Origin of the sequence: Caballeronia mineralivorans PML1(12), from assembly GCF_001028175.1 — a bacterium.
In the GTDB taxonomy this organism is placed as follows: Bacteria; Pseudomonadota; Gammaproteobacteria; order Burkholderiales; family Burkholderiaceae; genus Caballeronia; species Caballeronia mineralivorans.
Map to the genome: position 1 here is coordinate 14883 of NZ_AEJF01000095.1, position 16542 is coordinate 31424.

13 protein-coding genes are annotated in these 16542 nt (G+C 59.2%); 8 read left to right on the forward strand and 5 right to left on the reverse strand.

Annotated features, from left to right (window positions below; all coding sequences use genetic code 11):
* Window positions 1–216: 216 nt before the first annotated feature.
* The 3 genes from EOS_RS15650 to EOS_RS15660 all read right to left on the reverse strand — a co-directional run bounded on the left by EOS_RS15650 (window position 217) and on the right by EOS_RS15660 (window position 3570).
* A complete protein-coding gene (locus EOS_RS15650) occupies window positions 217–2022 on the reverse strand; it encodes a SulP family inorganic anion transporter (RefSeq protein ID WP_047847575.1) in 1806 nt (601 codons plus the stop codon).
* 8 nt (window positions 2023–2030) lie between these two features.
* Window positions 2031–3098, reverse strand: a complete 1068-nt coding sequence (locus EOS_RS15655) for a sulfate ABC transporter substrate-binding protein (protein WP_047847576.1) — start codon at window positions 3096–3098, stop codon at window positions 2031–2033.
* Between the two features lie 91 nt (window positions 3099–3189).
* Complete coding sequence (locus EOS_RS15660) at window positions 3190–3570, reverse strand: hypothetical protein (protein ID WP_047847577.1); 381 nt, start codon at window positions 3568–3570, stop codon at window positions 3190–3192.
* 408 nt (window positions 3571–3978) lie between these two features.
* Between EOS_RS15660 and EOS_RS15665 the strand changes: the two genes are divergently transcribed.
* Window positions 3979–4935, forward strand: coding sequence for a sulfonate ABC transporter substrate-binding protein (locus tag EOS_RS15665; protein WP_047847578.1), 957 nt, complete (start codon window positions 3979–3981; stop codon window positions 4933–4935).
* Window positions 4936–5008: 73 nt separating this feature from the next.
* Here the strand turns inward: EOS_RS15665 and EOS_RS15670 are convergent, their stop codons facing one another.
* Complete coding sequence (locus tag EOS_RS15670; protein ID WP_047847579.1) at window positions 5009–5869, reverse strand: NADPH-dependent oxidoreductase; 861 nt, start codon at window positions 5867–5869, stop codon at window positions 5009–5011.
* Window positions 5870–5896: 27 nt separating this feature from the next.
* The gene (locus tag EOS_RS15675) at window positions 5897–7405 is read right to left on the reverse strand and encodes an amidohydrolase family protein (protein WP_047847580.1); all 1509 of its coding nucleotides are present in this window, start codon (window positions 7403–7405) and stop codon (window positions 5897–5899) included.
* Between the two features lie 439 nt (window positions 7406–7844).
* Here EOS_RS15675 and EOS_RS15680 point away from each other — a divergent pair, with 439 nt between their 5' ends.
* From EOS_RS15680 to EOS_RS15710, 7 genes are all read left to right on the forward strand, one after another.
* Window positions 7845–8060 (forward strand): hypothetical protein, encoded by a 216-nt coding sequence (locus EOS_RS15680; protein WP_047847581.1) that lies wholly within the window; start codon window positions 7845–7847, stop codon window positions 8058–8060.
* 62 nt (window positions 8061–8122) lie between these two features.
* A complete protein-coding gene (locus EOS_RS15685; RefSeq protein WP_047847582.1) occupies window positions 8123–9730 on the forward strand; it encodes an ABC transporter substrate-binding protein in 1608 nt (535 codons plus the stop codon).
* A 61-nt stretch (window positions 9731–9791) separates the two neighbouring features.
* Window positions 9792–11003 (forward strand): acyl-CoA dehydrogenase family protein, encoded by a 1212-nt coding sequence (locus EOS_RS15690; protein ID WP_047847583.1) that lies wholly within the window; start codon window positions 9792–9794, stop codon window positions 11001–11003.
* A gap of 492 nt (window positions 11004–11495) precedes the next feature.
* On the forward strand, window positions 11496–13229 hold the full coding sequence (locus tag EOS_RS15695) for an ABC transporter ATP-binding protein (protein WP_047847584.1): 1734 nt from the start codon (window positions 11496–11498) through the stop codon (window positions 13227–13229).
* Complete coding sequence (locus EOS_RS15700) at window positions 13168–14886, forward strand: ABC transporter substrate-binding protein (RefSeq protein WP_407639140.1); 1719 nt, start codon at window positions 13168–13170, stop codon at window positions 14884–14886. The genes EOS_RS15695 and EOS_RS15700 overlap by 62 nt, the downstream gene beginning before the upstream one ends.
* 5 nt (window positions 14887–14891) lie before the next feature.
* The gene (locus EOS_RS15705; RefSeq protein ID WP_087881951.1) at window positions 14892–15899 is read left to right on the forward strand and encodes an ABC transporter permease; all 1008 of its coding nucleotides are present in this window, start codon (window positions 14892–14894) and stop codon (window positions 15897–15899) included.
* A partial coding sequence (locus EOS_RS15710) for an ABC transporter permease (RefSeq protein ID WP_047847586.1) occupies window positions 15896–16542 on the forward strand: 647 nt, incomplete at its 3' end. The genes EOS_RS15705 and EOS_RS15710, both read left to right, overlap by 4 nt.

A 16542-nucleotide genomic window follows, 5' to 3' on the forward strand; every position in this document is an offset into this window, starting at 1 on the left:
TTAAGTCGGTTAGATCAAACCATGATGCGAATGTGATGCGTCGCAACACGAAGCCCATTCATGGTGCCACGAGCAATGATGTCAAATGAGATATTCGTGTCAGCAAATATGGCGCTCGATCCTGACTCAAGCAGCCTTGCGCGTATGACCGGCCATGAACCTGCGCCTCCCATTTGTATCACCGCCAGCCGAAAGCGGCTTTATCTGCAATGCGAGTCAGACCAGGTAATACAGGCGGTCGTCCTCGCGCACGGGCGCCGGATCGACGTCGTGCTGCGTGCAATGGGCACATGTATTCGCATCGGCAATCAGGCTATATGCATAACGCACCGCACGCAGCGTGGCTGAATAGCGCTCGTCCTCTTCCGGGAAGAACCGCTCGGCCGGATACCAGTCGGAAAACTTAAGATTGTCGAGCGCTGCCTGCAGTTCAGGACGCAGTCCGGCAAGCAAAACGACCCGGCCATGGCTTTGACTTTCGCGCAGAAAATGTTCGAGCTTTTCTATGCACACCACGTCTGGATTACGCACTCGCTTGAGCCGCAGGACAACGTGGCGAATCCCGCGAGCCTTGACTTGCGCATTGATTGTTTCGAAGTGACGATCCAGCTCCAGTGCAGCACCAAAGAACAATTCGCCCTCCAGGTCGTACACCGCTACCGACGTACATTCCGGGTCGCTCGGCAAGCGTTCGCGCACCACCCGTTCCGGGCTGACGAACAACTCGGTCGCTTTCAGTTTTGCTGCGCGCGGTACAAACAGCACAATCGATACGGCTACTCCGACGAGAATGGCGAACTCGACACCAATCACCAGCGCCGACAATGCCGTGATCAACACGAGACCCGCGTCGTAACGAGACGCTCGCAGCGCATAGCGGATCCGTTCGAAGTCGATCAGGCGGAAGGCTGTAACAAGCAGGAGACCCGCCAGCGACGCCTTGGGAATATAGCGAGTCAACGGTGCCAGAAGCAGCACTGCCGCAGCGACGATCACCGCCGTGATCACACCCGAGAAGCGTGTGACGGCACCCGCCTGGTAATTAATGGCTGAACGTGAAAGAGAACCCGAGCCCGGCAAACACCGGAAAAAGCCGCCCACCAGATTGGCGAGTCCTTCAGCCATGCACTGACGGTTATAGTCCAACGGCTGACCACTCCTGTGTGCGATCGATTTAGCAATCGAGAGCGCTTCAAGCAAACCAAGGAACGAGATAGCGACCGCCGATGACGAGAGCTGCCCAAGCCAGGACCACTTGATCTCCGGGATATGCGGCTCTGGCAAGCTGGCCTTCAACGCCCCAATCACCGAAATCGCGGTCTTGCCTCCTGCCCCTGGCGTCGACCATCCAAGCGCGTAAGCTGAAACGCTCATCACAAGCAGCACGAGGAACATGTCGAACTGCGGCAGTTTGTAGCGACGCACGGCTTTGCGCAGCGAGAGTGCGAGCACGACCGTGACAGCGCTAACCGCCAGGGCTTTAAGGTTCACTGGATCGCCATGGACAACGGTCAGCCACAAGCGGTAAAGCACATGCTGGTGACCAGTGCCTTTCTCACGCACGCCAAGCGCATTGCCAATCTGTCCGACGGCCAGAAGCACGGCCGCGCCCGCCATGAAGCCAAGGATCACGGATTCGGAAATGTACTTGGTGAGATCGCCCAGACGGAAAACGGCTATGGCTATTTGAATGATGCCGACCATCACGCCGAGCAGGAACATCGCCTCGTAAATATCCGCGCTGGCATTCGGATCCAGAAACGCGAGCGCGCTGAATACCACCAGGGAAATGGCGCTGGTCGGTCCATTGATCAAATGCGAGGACGATCCAAAAATAGACGCGACCAGCGTGACGATCACTGCGGAGTACAAGCCAAAACGAGGATCGACGCCGGCAATCAGCGCGTACGCCATGCCTTGAGGCAAGGATATGGCGGCAACCGTGAGGCCCGCCACGAGGTCACGTCGCCCCTTTTTTTTCGTGTAACCAAGTTGACTGATGCGTTGGCTGATGGATTTCATATTGGATTTCATGCCCCGCTTTTTTGGATTGCGACGGCAGCGTTGTCTGCAGCGCTCGCAGGACCGAGAACTGTATCGATGATCCCGTTCTCGTCGAAGAACTTGTGATTAGCGTCGTCCCAGCTTTTCGCTATGTCGGTCACGTTGAAAAGCTTGATAGGTTTCAAGCGGTCAGCGTACTTGCTGGCAATCGCAGGATTGATGGGCCGATACCCCGCTTGCGCCACGATCTCTTGCGCAGGATCAGTGAAGAGGTACTCAAGATAAGCGCGCGCGTAGCGCTCGGTGTGATGCCGGGCGACATTGCGGTCAACCCATGCAACGTAAGGCTCAGCGAGAATGCTGACCGGCGGATACACAATCTCGAGTTCGCCGGGTGTGTCGGCAAGCTCGCGGATTGCTTCGTTTTCCCAGGTCAGTTGAACGTCCCCCAGCTTCTCGACAACGAAGGTCGTCGCGGCACCACGAGCACCGCTATCGAGACGCATCGTGTGGCGGTAGAGCGCTTCGAGATAAGCGTGGGCGGCGGCGGCGGTGCCGCCACGCGTCGTTACGGCGCCCCACGCAGCCAGCGCGCTGAGTTTCCCGTTACCTGAGGTTCGCGGGTCCGGTGTGATGATCTCGACACCAGGTTTTACCAGATCCGGCCAATCATGAATGCCTCTGGGATTACCTCGACGAACCACGAACACAATGGTTGAATAGTAGGGCTGCGAATGATGTGGCAAGCGGTCTTGCCAACCATCGGCAATCAGGCCGCGCTTGCGGAGCGCATCGATATCCGTGAACAGCCCCAGTGTCATCACGTCCGCATCTTGCTGACCATCAATCACTGCGCGCGCTTGCCGTGAAGAACCTCCATGCGATTGTTTCACTTGGAGGCGAACGCTATTCTCACGCTGATAGTTGGCGATGAACTGCTGGTCGAGCCGAGGGTATAGCTCGCGAGTCGGATCGTACGAAACATTCAGGATCTGGCGATTGACGTCGCCCTGGACATTCTTGACACCGATCAGCGTGACCGCAACCACAACAGCCGCTACCGCGCCAACGCTCAACCAGGGGGTGGGCTTCATGGTGGTTCTCAAAGCGGTGAGAAAAAGTCGCCACGCAAACAGAGAATCGTGGCCGCCTGGGGCACATTGGGTTAAGGCGAGGAACGTTCCACTAACGCGCCCGTTCGGGTTCGTTACGCTTCAAGAGGTTCAGCGAGGTCCATCCCGCCCCGCGAGAAGGACAAAATACCGGGACGAGCGCGGTTCCGGTGTTGCCTTCCCGACTGACGCTTTTCGCATCGTCCACGAAGACACAATCGTCCCCCGCCTTCAGGCTGAAGGAAACGGTGCGGTCATCGACGGCGCGATAAACCACATAGTCGGGTGCGCGCGCGTCGTTCGGAATAACGACGTGGTGCGCAGCAGCGGCACCGGTGTCTCTTGTCGATGCGGGCTTCCAGCTCGTCTCGATGCACACCAGGAGAATGGCGACGCCAAGCACCCGAAGTGTTTTCTGCGACAAGTTCTCAGGGGACGGTGATGCGTGGGACATCGGACGGCGCTCCAGACCAGATTCACTTCTTGTCAACGTCCGCGCAATAGCACATTCATTCTCATGATGATTGCAGCGGAACACGCTGCCTGTTAAAGACTATGAGAGCAAGGCGCAAAAAGCAGAAATAATTTAATTTCATTTGAAATTCACAAAGTGACGCGGATCGATAACCAGTCTCGCTGCTGCCGAGGATGGTCAAGGACCCGATGCGAACAAAAGGGCCATATGCATATTTCAATTGCATCGTTGTGGTTGCCGGCGCCGCGTTTTATCGTTGCGCGAAATCTGACTTCGCTCATCCCGGCGAGCCCGGCTGTGCGTGGATGAGAAGCGTGCATAGTGCCGATCGCTTAGCGCCTTGGTCACTCTCCGTCTCGATGAGCGATTACCACTGGAAATCAAACAATGAATGACTTGAAGCAACGGGGACGCAGGACCTTTATTGCCGGACTGGGCGCGACCCTGGCTGGCGTCGCCCTGCCCTCGTGGGCCAAATATCAATCGGACCAGTTCAGGATCGGTTATCAAAAAGCGGCTAGTACGCTAGTGCTCCTGAAAGCACACGGCGCGCTGGAGAAGCGGCTCGCGCCGCTTGGTGTCAAGGTGACCTGGAACGAGTTTCCCGCGGGTCCGCAATTGCTTGAAGGGTTGAATGTAGGCGCAATTGACTTCGGCTATGTTGGAGAGGCACCGCCAGTGTTTGCCCAAGCCGCCGGCGCGGATTTTGTCTATACCGCTTACGAGATTCCGACGCCGCACGCCGAAGGGGTTGTCGTCCTGCAAGACTCGCCGATCAAGACCGTGGCCGATCTCAAGGGCAAGAAGATTGCGTTCAACAAGGGCTCGGACGTCCACTGGTTTATCGTCGCGCTGTTGCGCAAGAACGGTCTGGACTTTGCGGATATCCAGCCGGTTTATCTGGCGCCGGCAGATGCTCGCGCTGCGCTGGAACAACACGCCGTTGACGCATGGGCCATCTGGGATCCGTTTCTTGCCGCCGTGGAAGGACAAAGCAACGCCCGTCTTATTGCAGACGCGCAAGGCGTGGCCAGCCATCACCAGTTCTTTTTAAGTCAGCGCGAGTTTGCGCAAAAGCGCAAGGACGTGATTGCAATCGCACTGGAAGAACTGGGTAAGGAGGGACAATGGGTGAAGCAGAATGTGTCGGCCGCTGCGGCTCAGCTCGCGCCCATTCAGGGCCTCGATGCCGCGATCATCGAGTCAGGCTTACGCCACTATGCTCACGTGTACAAACCAATCGATGACAACGTGCTTGCCGAACAGCAAAAGATAGCGGATACCTTCTACGAACTGAAGCTGATTCCCCGCAAGATTGTCACGAAGGACGCGGTCCTGTCCTGAGTGAGCGACCGTGTGCAAAGCGGCAAAACGTGAAACGGCTGGCGTGCAACTCACAGATTGCACGCCAGCACCTTCAACGCAATTCGAAACCCAGTGAGGCCAAAGCATCGCGCAAGCGATCACGGCCATGCAGCGACTCACGGGTACGCCAACGTTCGACCGCCTGGGTCCAGGCTGCTTCGGACTGGCCTTGCTGAACCTGGAACGTGGAAAGAATCTTGTCGTAGAGAGCAATGCCGGGGGCTTGCACGTGCGCATCGTATTGCTCGCGATGCAACACGACGGACTGCGGCAAGCGCGGCTTGACCTGCGCCGGACGACTCGAGTCCGCATAGCCAACGCACAAACCAAACACCGGCAACACATGGGGCGGCAAGCGTAATTCCGCGGCGACCTGCTCGGGCGCGTTACGAATTGCACCGATGTAGACTGAACCAAGACCAAGCGATTCGAGCGCGACCACCGCGTTTTGCGCGGCGAGCGCCGCATCTATTACGCCAACCAGCAGCGTCTCCAGATAATGCAGTCCTTCGGGCTTGACGCTCGCGCGCACGGCTACCGCTTCAAGCCTCGCCAGGTCGGCGAGCCACACCAGCAATAACGGTGCGTCCCGGATATGCGCCTGATTCCCCGCCAGAACCGAGAGCCGCGCCTTCCGTTCAGTATCCTCGACTGCGACGACGCTCCAGGTCTGCAGATTTGAGGAGCTTGACGCGGACTGTGCGGCCGCTATCAGCGTGTCGAGCGTACCGTCGGGTAATGGCTGATCACGGTAGGCACGCACGGAGCGATGCGATAGCAGCGTTTCCAGCGTGTCGTTCCATTCTGGCAGCGACGCATCCAACTGCGTTCCGTAGCGCGCATGCCATGCTGCATCGAAGGACCCGGAACCCGGTGCATCATGCAAGCGTTCAAGTGTGGAGTCAGTGGACATTCGATTTTTCCTGGCGAAGAGTGTTGTTCAAAGTTTCCCGGCCAATGCACGTTCGACCGCTGTTCCCTTGAAGAAGCCGGGGTTCGCCTGCGTGTAGAGTCTGTAAGGATTGTCGAACACGTAGGCCTTGAAATCGGTTTCGCTGATCACGCCCTGCTCCACGAGTTGCCAGCTCTCCGCCAGCGCTTCGGTCAGATCGGGGACATCCCAGTGACCCACGTCCGATGAATAAATCGCGTTGATTTTTGCGCCGAGCGGATTGGCACGGTCATTGAACGCAGCGGCGATCGTGCGATCGTCCGACTCGGAACCGAAATAGAAATTGTCCACCCAACGTGAGCGGATGTCTTCAAGCGTCTCAATCCCGGCTGCAGCGAAATCCTCAAGTTCGTGCGCTGCTGGCTGCCGCGCGTCACTTGTGTACGACGAACCAAGCGTGGCACGGATCAACGCCTCTCCTTCGAGTTCACGTCCCTTGGTCAGGCTGCCGCCATATTTTTTGAAAAGTTCGAGGAGCAGCTTGCGATCCGTCTCGCGAGGATCATAATGTCGCAACCCTTCGCGGCTGCGCTTCGCGAAACGGTCCGCAAGATGAATATAGACATTCGCGCCCCATGCAGCACCGCCCTCGAGTAATGCAACACGCAGCGCCGGGAAGCGGCGCGTCACCCCGCCGAAAAAGAGCGCCTTCGCAAACGCTTCCGACGCGTCCGCGAAATGGCCGATGTGGTTGTACATGTAGTTGCTGATCGACGAGCGGCCGGTCCAGCCCTGACTGCCGTAATGCGTGGTGACCGGCACGCCGAGTTCAACCACCTTGGCCCAGAAAGGGTCGTAGTCGTACTCGCTGTCAATGCCGTAGAAGTCGATGTAAGACGCATGCTTCGCAATGTCCGGGTATTGCCCGGGAGGATATTTCTCAGCGAGTGCACGAATGGGACGCCGGACGCCGCCACTAATATTGATGACTTTGAGTCCGAGTGTCTTGACCGCGAATTCGAGCTCTTCTATGCCCTCTTGCGGCGTGTGCAGCGGGATGCCGGCGACCGGCGTCAAATGATCCGCGAATGGCCTGTACAAGTCCGCGTGATAGTGATTGATGGCTCGCTGGAGCGCTTGCCGGTCGTCGCCGGCAGCCAGCGCCGCGAGCGCGTTATTGGGAAACAGCACCGAATAGTCCGAGCCCTGTTCGGCCTGGCGCTCATAGAGCAACGCGGGAAGATGGTAGGTCGCCACGTCAAGCGTATTGCGCGTGACCCGCGCCCACCACGGCAACCTGATTGTGCGATTCTGCTGCCGTTCTTCCGGAGTCTGCTCGTACCAGTCCCGGCCATCGCGCAGGGTCGCGTTGCGGCGCGCGCCCGATGCGCGGCGCAACGCATCGACCAAACCGACGCCACCGTAATTCGCTACGTAATCCTCAAGCGCGGGCGTGTAGTCGTTCGTGTGAACGTCGGTGTCGATTACCGGATAACCAAGCTGATGGCGAATCGCCGCGGACGGGGAAGCCTGCAGGGCTGCAGTACGGTCGTTCATGTGCGCACTCCGAATTTATCGATGGGTTTATTTCGATTCACATGCGCGGCGGTTCTGGATCGCGTCATAAGCCCTGCGCATCTCGCACAAGCTAAGGCCTAAGCCTCGCCGAATCAAGCCGAATCAAGCCAAGTACTGCGCGTACATTACCCAAGAATTGCTTATACAGAAACGCGCCTGGATCTAACAATTCACGCTACCAATATGAATCCGCTACGGGTACGCATATGCGTTTTCCAGCAATAAGTCAGACCAGCTTCATCATGGTCAAGCGTGCAACTGCGCCCACCGCTCTGCCGTAGCACGTCTCTTTTGCATCTATCCAACGACGTCCCCAGTCGGATTTGCTTTTTCCAAATGCTTATTTCTCCCGCTTCACCAAGCACGCTAACCTCGATTCGTCGCTTTCAATTGCGTCAGGTACCAGAGGCCAACGAGCATGCATTACAAGGGTTATGACGTCGCACCCGCGGCGCAAGCGTTACCCGGTGGACTATTCGCAGCCAATCTCGTCATACAGGATGAGGTGTCGCTACTGAAGCCGGCCTTCATATTTGACGAGCTCGACTACTTCTTCGAATCAGATCTTGCCGTGGCGTATGCGGCTCGCTGGGCGCGCATGTGGATCGATGACCGCCCCCTGCGGTGCGCCTGACATACCAGGGCATACGCGCACTTACTTCAACGCCAGGGCGACACGCCTTGGGCGGATAAAAAATGACTTTGAATCGAAGAGCGTTCCTGCATACGTCGCTCGCATTGATGTCGGCCGGGGCTGCGGGGATCGTGCCAGCCACGGCCAGCGCCGCCGCATCCGGCACGCCGGTCGAAGGCGGCACGCTGACTTACGCCATACCGCAAGAGCCGCCATCGCTTGTGTCGCTGCTGGACACCAATACCGCTATTCGCAACATCAGTGCAAAGATTACCGAGGGATTGCTGCGCTACGACGCGCAGTTCAAGCCCCGGCCTTTATTAGCGACTTCCTGGGTCATCAGCGCCGACGGACTTGAATACACGTTCAAGCTGCGGCCTGCCGTGACATGGCATGACGGCCGTGAGTTTACGTCTGCTGACGTACGCTATTCGGTGCTTACGCAACAAAAACTCGGACCACGCGGACGCATCACGCTGGCGAACGTAGCGCGCGTTGATACGCCGGACCCGCTCACGGTCGTGCTAGTCCTTTCCAAGCCCACGCCCTACTTGATCAAGGCGTTGTCATCGGCAGAACTGCCAATCGTGCCGCAGCATCGCTATGGAGAGGGAGATCCGCTCACGAGCCCGAACCTGAATGCACCTATTGGCACCGGTCCTTTCATCTTCGATAAATGGGTGCGCGGCAGCTACATCAGCCTGCGCAAAAATCCGAATTACTGGCGCAAGGGCACACCGCATCTGGATCACGTCATCTACCGGATCGTTCCCGACCAGTCCGCCATTTCCGCAGCGCTCGAGACGGGCGAAGCAGACGCTGCCGGCAATGTGGCGCTCTCGGATCTGGGGCGTCTTGCCGCGCTTGCCCAACTTCGTATAGACGACACCTACGACGCTTACTTGAACAATGCGTCGTTTCTGGAATTCAATGTAGAGAGCCCGGTGCTGGCCAAACCCGACGTGCGCAAGGCGATTGCCCGGGCGCTGGATCGCAACTTCATCAGGGACAACATCTATTACAAGCGCTCGACCGTGGTCAATTCGCCGGTCCCGGCGGTATTGTCGAACTATTACGACGACAGCACGTTTCATTACCCCTACGACCTGGTCGCAGCGAACCGGTTACTCGACGACGCGGGATATAAAAGGCAGTCCGACGGCCAGCGCTTCGCGCTCAGGCTGACCACTATTCCCGGGCCTGACTTCAAGCGTACGGCGGATTATCTTCGCGCGGCGCTGTCTCGTGTCGGCATCAAGCTCTCTATTCTCGACGGTGACCAGCCGACCTTCCTGCGCCGCGCTTACATCGCCCGCGAATTCGACCTGAATATCAATGGGCTGGGACGCCTCTACGATCCGACCGTCGGTGTGCAGCGCATCTACTGGTCCGATGGCGTCAAACATCCGCTGATCTGGATCAATGCTTCGCACTACCAAAACCCGCAAGTGGACGAGCTGTTCCGGCAGGCAGCGGTCGAAACCGATGAGCCGAAACGGGGTGCCGCATTCAGGGAGATCCAGCGTATCGTGGGTCGTGACCTGCCGGTGCTACCGCTCGTGACGGTGCCTTCCTTGCAGGTCTATAACGCACGCGTCCACAATTTAAGTAACAGCATCGACCTGGCAGCGGGCGATTTCTCGGACACCTGGATCGAGGCCAGGACCTGACACTGGCACCTTGAGAACATTGAATCATGACCGAACACTTACCGGATGGTTTTCCTACGCGATGAGTACGTCCCCCGCACCCGACAACCATGTACCATCCCACAGGGAATTGATCAGTAAAGCTACTGAGTTGGGCGCTCAGTTTGCGCTCAGCGCGGCCAATCACGACCGCACCGGCGAGCCACCGAGCGCGCAATTCGACGCGCTGAACGCAGCCGGATTGTTGAGACTCACAATCGCGCAATCCTCTGGTGGCTATGGTGCGGGCCTTGCCGTAGCGCGCGCCGTGGTGAGCGCGATAGCCCAAGGCGATCCATCGGTCGCGCTGATCCTTGCCATGCACTATGCGCAGCACGCTGCGATTGCCCGATCCGCAACAAGCGGCGATTCTGACTGGCCCGCTCACCTTATACGTCGGCTCACGGATGAATCCGTCATGGGGCGCTCGCTGATCAATGCCGCCCAAGTCGAACCGGCGCTCGGCTCGCCCTCGCACGGCGGCATGCCCGATACCGTCGCTCGTCGCGAGGGCAACCAGTGGCGTTTGTCCGGACACAAGATCTACGTAACCGGCGTGCCGCTGCTGTCCTGGATCAATGTGCTGGCGCGGACCGACGAGGACGAACCGCGACTCGGCCATTTCCTGGTGCCTCGCGATGCGGTGGGCCTGCACATAGAGGAGACCTGGGATCCGATCGGCATGCGCGCTTCGGCGAGCCACGATGTCATTTTTTCGGATGTCGCCATCCCACTCGCAGACGTGGTCGCGCTGAAGCCTGCTCGTCTTGGACTGCAGCGCGACGCGCAAGGCATTGCCTGGTATTTCAGCTTGCTAGGCGCGGTCTACGATGGCGCCGCGCGGGCCGCACGCGATTGGCTCCTCGACTTCCTGAACCAGCGGCGTCCCAGTGCGCTCGGCGGTGCCGCACTCGCCAGTCTGCCAACCGTACAGGAGATCGTGGGGCAAATCGAAATCCTGCTTGCGGCCAACGACTGGTTGATGCGCAGTCATGCCGAGGCTTTTGATGCGGGCACTGCGCCCGATTCGCTGGCAGGCACGCTCAAGCATGTGGTTATCGACAACGCTGCACAGTCAGTACAACTCGCCATTGAACTGGCGGGCAACCACGGACTGGCGCGTCGCAACCCGCTGGAACGGCACCATCGCAATGTGCTGTGCGGCCGGATTCATGCGCCATCGAACGCACTGTTGCGGGGCACGGCCGCGCGCGCCGCGCTAAGCGCGGCGCAACAGGATTTCGGAAACGAGTAGCCGCCGCTCTGCCGGCGTAACCGCTGCGCCGTTCTGAACGAGCCCTGATTGCTGCAGGTTTCGGCCCGTCGAGATCCCGGGCAATAAAAACACGGACCACTTCGCGTGGACTGCGCGGCGCTCACATCGTTTTCATGGAAAGCAAATGTCAATTCGATGGTTAGCCAAAAAGCGCAACCATGCCATCCTTGCGATCCTGCTTCGTCGCTCGCGTGCTGCTCGCGTGATAGTCGCGTACTACCCAACGCAAGGCGATCACTCCTCTTCATTTCTTTAGCCGGTCGCGTGGCCCACCATGAGCCAAAACATCCCTCTGTGCGCTTTCAAGGTGCGTTCCGGCAGCCGTCATGCCTTCGACATCAGCCTACACCCAACTTGCGAAGCACCTTATCTGCTTAAACGACGGTTTTCGACTATCGAGCATCTCGTCGATGAAAACAGCAGCGGAAACAGTGTGATCGGCTCCCGCGTCAGAGAGCGGCGACTGTAGACATGAACCCGACAACTCCCCTGCTCGAACTGAACAAGCTGGCCGTGTCGTTTGGCGGACGTCCGGCCGTTCACCCCATCGATCTCTCCATTAAACACGGTGAAATGCTGGCGCTGGTCGGTGAATCGGGCAGTGGCAAATCAACGATTGCACTGGCTGCAATGGGACTTCTGCCGGCGCAAGCGCATGTAGAAGGATCAATACGTTTCGAAGGCCAGGCACTGCTCACACTGCGAGAGCGCGAATGGAGCGCCCTAAGGGGAAACCGCATCGGCATGATTTTCCAGGAGCCAATGACGTCGCTCAACCCGCTTCAGCCAATCGGGCGACAAGTCGCCGAGGCGCTGACGCTGCATCGGCCGATGTCGTTTTCAGCTGCGCGCAAACAGGCGCTCGAGCTTCTGGATCTTGTGCGCCTTCCCGATCCGGCACTGCGCTTCGATCGCTATCCGCACCAGCTTTCCGGCGGCCAGCGACAACGCGTGATGATCGCAATCGCGGTAGCGTGCCGTCCAGGTCAGCTGATTGCCGACGAACCCACGACCGCGCTCGACGTCACCATCCAGGCGCAAATCCTCGAACTCATCGACCAGTTGCGACGCGAGTTATCGATGGCCGTCTTGCTGATCACGCACGACCTTGGTGTCGTCGCGCGCTGGGCTGACCGAGTGATCGTGATGAAGGACGGCACGAAGGTGGAGGAAGCGGACACCGCAACATTGTTCGCGCACTCATCGCAGCCATACACTCGTGCGCTGCTTGGCGCGTCGCTGCACTTCGGCGCGGGACTGCATTATCGTGACGGCCGCCTGACAGAAACAATCAGCGAGCGGCGCCCCGTGACCGACGCGACCGCGAAACGAGACGACTCGCGCATCCTCCTCGAAGTGACCGGTTTGCAGGTCGACTATCCCGGCACCGGCTCGGGTCGCAGCGTGCGCGCAGTCGACGGTGTTTCGTTCAACATCTGGGAAGGCGAGACCGTGGGACTCGTCGGGGAATCGGGCTGCGGAAAGTCATCGCTTTCCCGCGCGTTGACGCGACTCCTGGAACCGGCGGGCGGCAGCATCGTATTCGATGGCGACGACATCACGCATCGCCGGCGACGTGCATTACGTCCGTATCGCAAACGCGTGCAGATGATCTTTCAGGACCCGTACGGCTCGCTCAATCCGCGCCACACTGTTGAGCGAACACTAGGCCTTGCTTTGGCGATTCATGGCGTGTCGCAACGGCGTGAACGCGAATCAAAAATTCGCCGCATGGTCGATGCGGTCGGCCTGCCTTCTTCGGCATTGCACCGCTACCCGCACGAGTTTTCCGGCGGCCAGCGACAACGCATAGGCATTGCGCGGGCGCTCGTGCTCGAACCTGAACTGGTGATCTGCGACGAGCCGGTGTCGGCGCTCGATGTATCGATACAAGCCCAGATTCTCGATCTCCTCGCCGACCTCAAGGCCGAACTCGGGCTCGCCCTGCTCTTCATCTCGCATGACCTTTCTGTCGTCCGCTATATCGCTGATCGCGTGCTCGTGATGCAAGCAGGACGTCTGGTCGAAACCGGGGACCACCTCTCCATCTGGACTTCACCACAGCATCCCTACACACGCGCCCTGATCGACGCCGTACCGGCGTCGCATGTGCCGCCACCGCTCACCACAAGGAAAATTCATCGTGACATCCAAGCGCCCCAAGCCACTCCCGCCTTCGACCTCGACGCTCCTGTTTCGCGATGACCCGCTAGGCGCGGCCGTCGCCGATCTCAAGCGGCGGCGCTTGCTCAAAGGCGCCGGCGCATTGCTCGCGGGCGCGGCCACGCCGTTCATGTTCACGGGTCAGGCATGGGCATTGACCGAACCGCTGCCGATTACGCTGGACGGCGCCAAGCGCGGCGGCACGTTGACCGCAGTCATTCATCCGGAACCGCCGACTCTGGCATTCTTTGTGAATTCTGCGACCATGATTGGCGCGGTCGCGAGCAAGATTTTCGATGGCCTGGTTGAATACGGTCCCGACCTGAAGCCGCGTCCCCAACTGGCGGAAAGCTGGACGGTTTCGCCCGACAGCCTCACCTGGACCTTCAAGCTGCGTCAGCACGCGACCTGGCATGACGGCCAGCCGTTTACCGCTGCCGACGTGAAATTTTCCGCCGAAGAAGTCTGGCTCAAGATCAGCCCGGCATCGCGCCGCGTGCTGCAATACCTGACGAAAATCGACACACCCGATGCGCACACGGTCGTCCTGCATCTGTCGAAATCGACGCCTGCCACCTTCGGTATTCTCGATTCGCTCGGCACGCCGATCCTGCCGAAGCATCTCTACGAAAACACGGATATTCGCAACAATCCGTACAACAACAAACCGGTGGGAACCGGACCATTCGTGTTCAAGGAATGGCTGCGCGGCGACCGCATCGTGCTGGATCGCAACGAAAAATACTGGGCGCCCGGCCAGCCGTATCTCGACCGCCTGACGTGGAAGATCACACCCGACGTGTCCGGTCGCGCGACCGCGCTCGAAACCGGCGCCGCGCAATATGGCGAGCGCAACCCGGTGACGTTCGCGGATGCGGACCGGCTTGCCACGCTGCCGAACCTCGTGGTGTCGCGGGAAGGGTATAAAGGCTACGCGGCGTGGTTCTGGCTCGAACCGAACCTGCGCGACCCCATTCTCGCCAAGCTCGAAGTTCGTCAGGCGATCGCGCACGCGATCAACCGCGACGTACTGGTCAAGACTGTGTGGGGCGGCTACGCCGTGCCCGCCACGGGGCCGGAATCATCGTTGGTGAAAGCGTTCTATACGCCCGACACGCAGCAGTATCCGTACGATCCCAAGCTTGCCGAAACCCTGCTCGACAAAGCGGGCTTCCCCAAGCAAGCGGACGGGTGGCGCTTCAAGCTCAACCACGACTTCATTCCGTATGGCGACGACTATCGCCGCACCGGTGAGTTCGTGCGTCAGGCGCTGCGCCGGGTCGGTATCGACGTGACGTTGCGCGGACAGGATCTGCCGACCTGGATCAAGAACGTATTCACCGACTACAACTTCCAGCTCATCAGCAGTTGGGGCACCGACGGCCTGGATCCGCAGATCGGCATCGAGCAGCATTACTGGTCGAAAGCGGAAGCCAAAGGCACGCCCTGGTTCAACGCGTCCGGCTATGCAAGCCCCGAGATGGACCATGTGATCGAAGCAGCGCAAACGGAAACCGATCCGGCCAAACGACGCGACCTGTACTTCCAGTTGCAAAAAATCGCTCAACGCGACCTGTCGCTCATCAACCTGTTTGAGTTCCGCTGGTTCGGCGTGTGGGCTAAAAACCTGCGCAACGTCACCGACACCGCCAGCCATTCGCGTGCCAATTTTGCGCGAGTCTGGTTCGACAAGGCTTAGCAACCATGCTGCAACTGACATCCGGGATTGCCGGACGCATCGCCGGGCGCAGGGTCCGGCGCCGCCTGATTCAACTGGTGCTGGTTTTGCTCGGCACCACGGTGCTCAACTTCGTGCTGCTCAAGCTGATGCCGGGCGATCTCGTCGATGTCATCGCGAGCGAAAGCGGTAATGTTTCGCCGCAGTATGTGGCCCAGCTTCGTGAAGCTTACGGGCTTAACCACAGTGTCGCGTGGCAGTTGCTCCATTACGTCGGGCATGCACTACGGCTCGATCTCGGCTTTTCGTTTCGCTTTGGCGAGCCGGTCGCAACGCTGATATTCGAGCGCTTGCCGGCCACGCTGGTGTTGATCGGCACAGCACTGGTTATCTCAGTGTTGCTCGGCGTGCTGCTGGGCGTGCTCGCCGCACGCCGGCCGCATGGTTTCGTCGACACGCTTTTATCCACGCTCGCAACCCTCGGCTATTCCGCGCCCATGTTCTGGACGGCGCTAATGCTCATCGTGGTGTTCGGCGTTCACCTGGAATGGCTGCCGATCGGCGGTATTGTCGATACGAATATTGCTCATCATGGCTTTGGGCTACTGCTCGACCGGCTGCGTCATCTTGTGCTGCCTGCCGCCACACTCGTGCTTTATTACGTCGCTGTCTTCGCACGATTGTCGCGTGCATCGATGATCGAGACGCTCCAGGAAGAATTCATTCGCACCGCTCGCGCCAAGGGAGGACGACCGTGGTACGTGGTGACGCACCACGCATTGCGTCACGCCGTGCTGCCGGTTCTCACCATGCTGGGCCTGCAAAGCAGCGCATTGCTCGGTGGCTCGATCATCGTGGAAACGGTGTTCGGCTGGCCGGGACTCGGGCAGCTTTCGTTCGAAGCGATCAAGAGCCGGGACGTGAATCTGCTGGTCGGCGTGTTGCTGCTGTCTGCTGTTCTGGTAGTCGTGCTAAATCTGATCGTAGACCTGCTTTATGGCTTGATTGATCCGCGTACGAGGCATCGGCAATGAAAAAAATCCTGCATTTTTTTAGTCAGCCGTCGGCGTTCTTCGGTGCCCTTCTGCTCGTGCTGGCCGTGGGCGCTGCGTTATCGGCAAACTGGCTTTTCCCCGGTGATCCGCTCGATATGGTGGCCGCGCCTTATCAATGGCCGGGCGCTAGCAGCGGTTTCCCGCTCGGCACGGACCTGATGGGGCGCGACTTGCTCGCGGGGCTCTTTCACGGGGCGCGCGTCTCGTTGTACGTGGGCGGATCTGTCGCCGTTATCGCACTCGTTCTAGGCATTCTGATTGGTGGCATCGCAGGTTATTTCGGAGGTCTGATCGATCAGCTTCTCATGGCGATTACCGAATTTTTTCAGACCGTACCGCCCTTCCTGCTCGCCATTATTCTTGTCGCCATTCTGACACCATCGCTCACTACCATCGTTTTTGCGCTCGGCGTGACGGCATGGCCCAGCATCGCGCGCCTGACGCGGGGCGAATTCATTGTGTTGCGAGAGCGCGAATTCGTGAGCGCGAGCACAGCGATAGGCGCCAGCGACGCGCATTTGATCTTCATCGAAATCCTGCCGAACGCGATGACGCCCATTCTCGTCTCCACGGCCCTGCTGGTCGCCAATGCGATCCTGTCGGAAGCCGCGTTGTCGTTCCT

Coding starts and splice junctions, on each gene's coding strand:
- EOS_RS15690 (WP_047847583.1), top strand. CDS start 9,792: ATGAGTACGTCCCCCGCACCCGACAACCATGTACCATCCCACAGGGAA.
- EOS_RS15705 (WP_087881951.1), top strand. CDS start 14,892: ATGCTGCAACTGACATCCGGGATTGCCGGACGCATCGCCGGGCGCAGG.
- EOS_RS15650 (WP_047847575.1), bottom strand. CDS start 2,022: ATGAAATCCATCAGCCAACGCATCAGTCAACTTGGTTACACGAAAAAA.
- EOS_RS15685 (WP_047847582.1), top strand. CDS start 8,123: ATGACTTTGAATCGAAGAGCGTTCCTGCATACGTCGCTCGCATTGATG.
- EOS_RS15655 (WP_047847576.1), bottom strand. CDS start 3,098: ATGAAGCCCACCCCCTGGTTGAGCGTTGGCGCGGTAGCGGCTGTTGTG.
- EOS_RS15680 (WP_047847581.1), top strand. CDS start 7,845: ATGCATTACAAGGGTTATGACGTCGCACCCGCGGCGCAAGCGTTACCC.
- EOS_RS15670 (WP_047847579.1), bottom strand. CDS start 5,869: ATGTCCACTGACTCCACACTTGAACGCTTGCATGATGCACCGGGTTCC.
- EOS_RS15675 (WP_047847580.1), bottom strand. CDS start 7,405: ATGAACGACCGTACTGCAGCCCTGCAGGCTTCCCCGTCCGCGGCGATT.
- EOS_RS15665 (WP_047847578.1), top strand. CDS start 3,979: ATGAATGACTTGAAGCAACGGGGACGCAGGACCTTTATTGCCGGACTG.
- EOS_RS15695 (WP_047847584.1), top strand. CDS start 11,496: ATGAACCCGACAACTCCCCTGCTCGAACTGAACAAGCTGGCCGTGTCG.
- EOS_RS15660 (WP_047847577.1), bottom strand. CDS start 3,570: ATGTCCCACGCATCACCGTCCCCTGAGAACTTGTCGCAGAAAACACTT.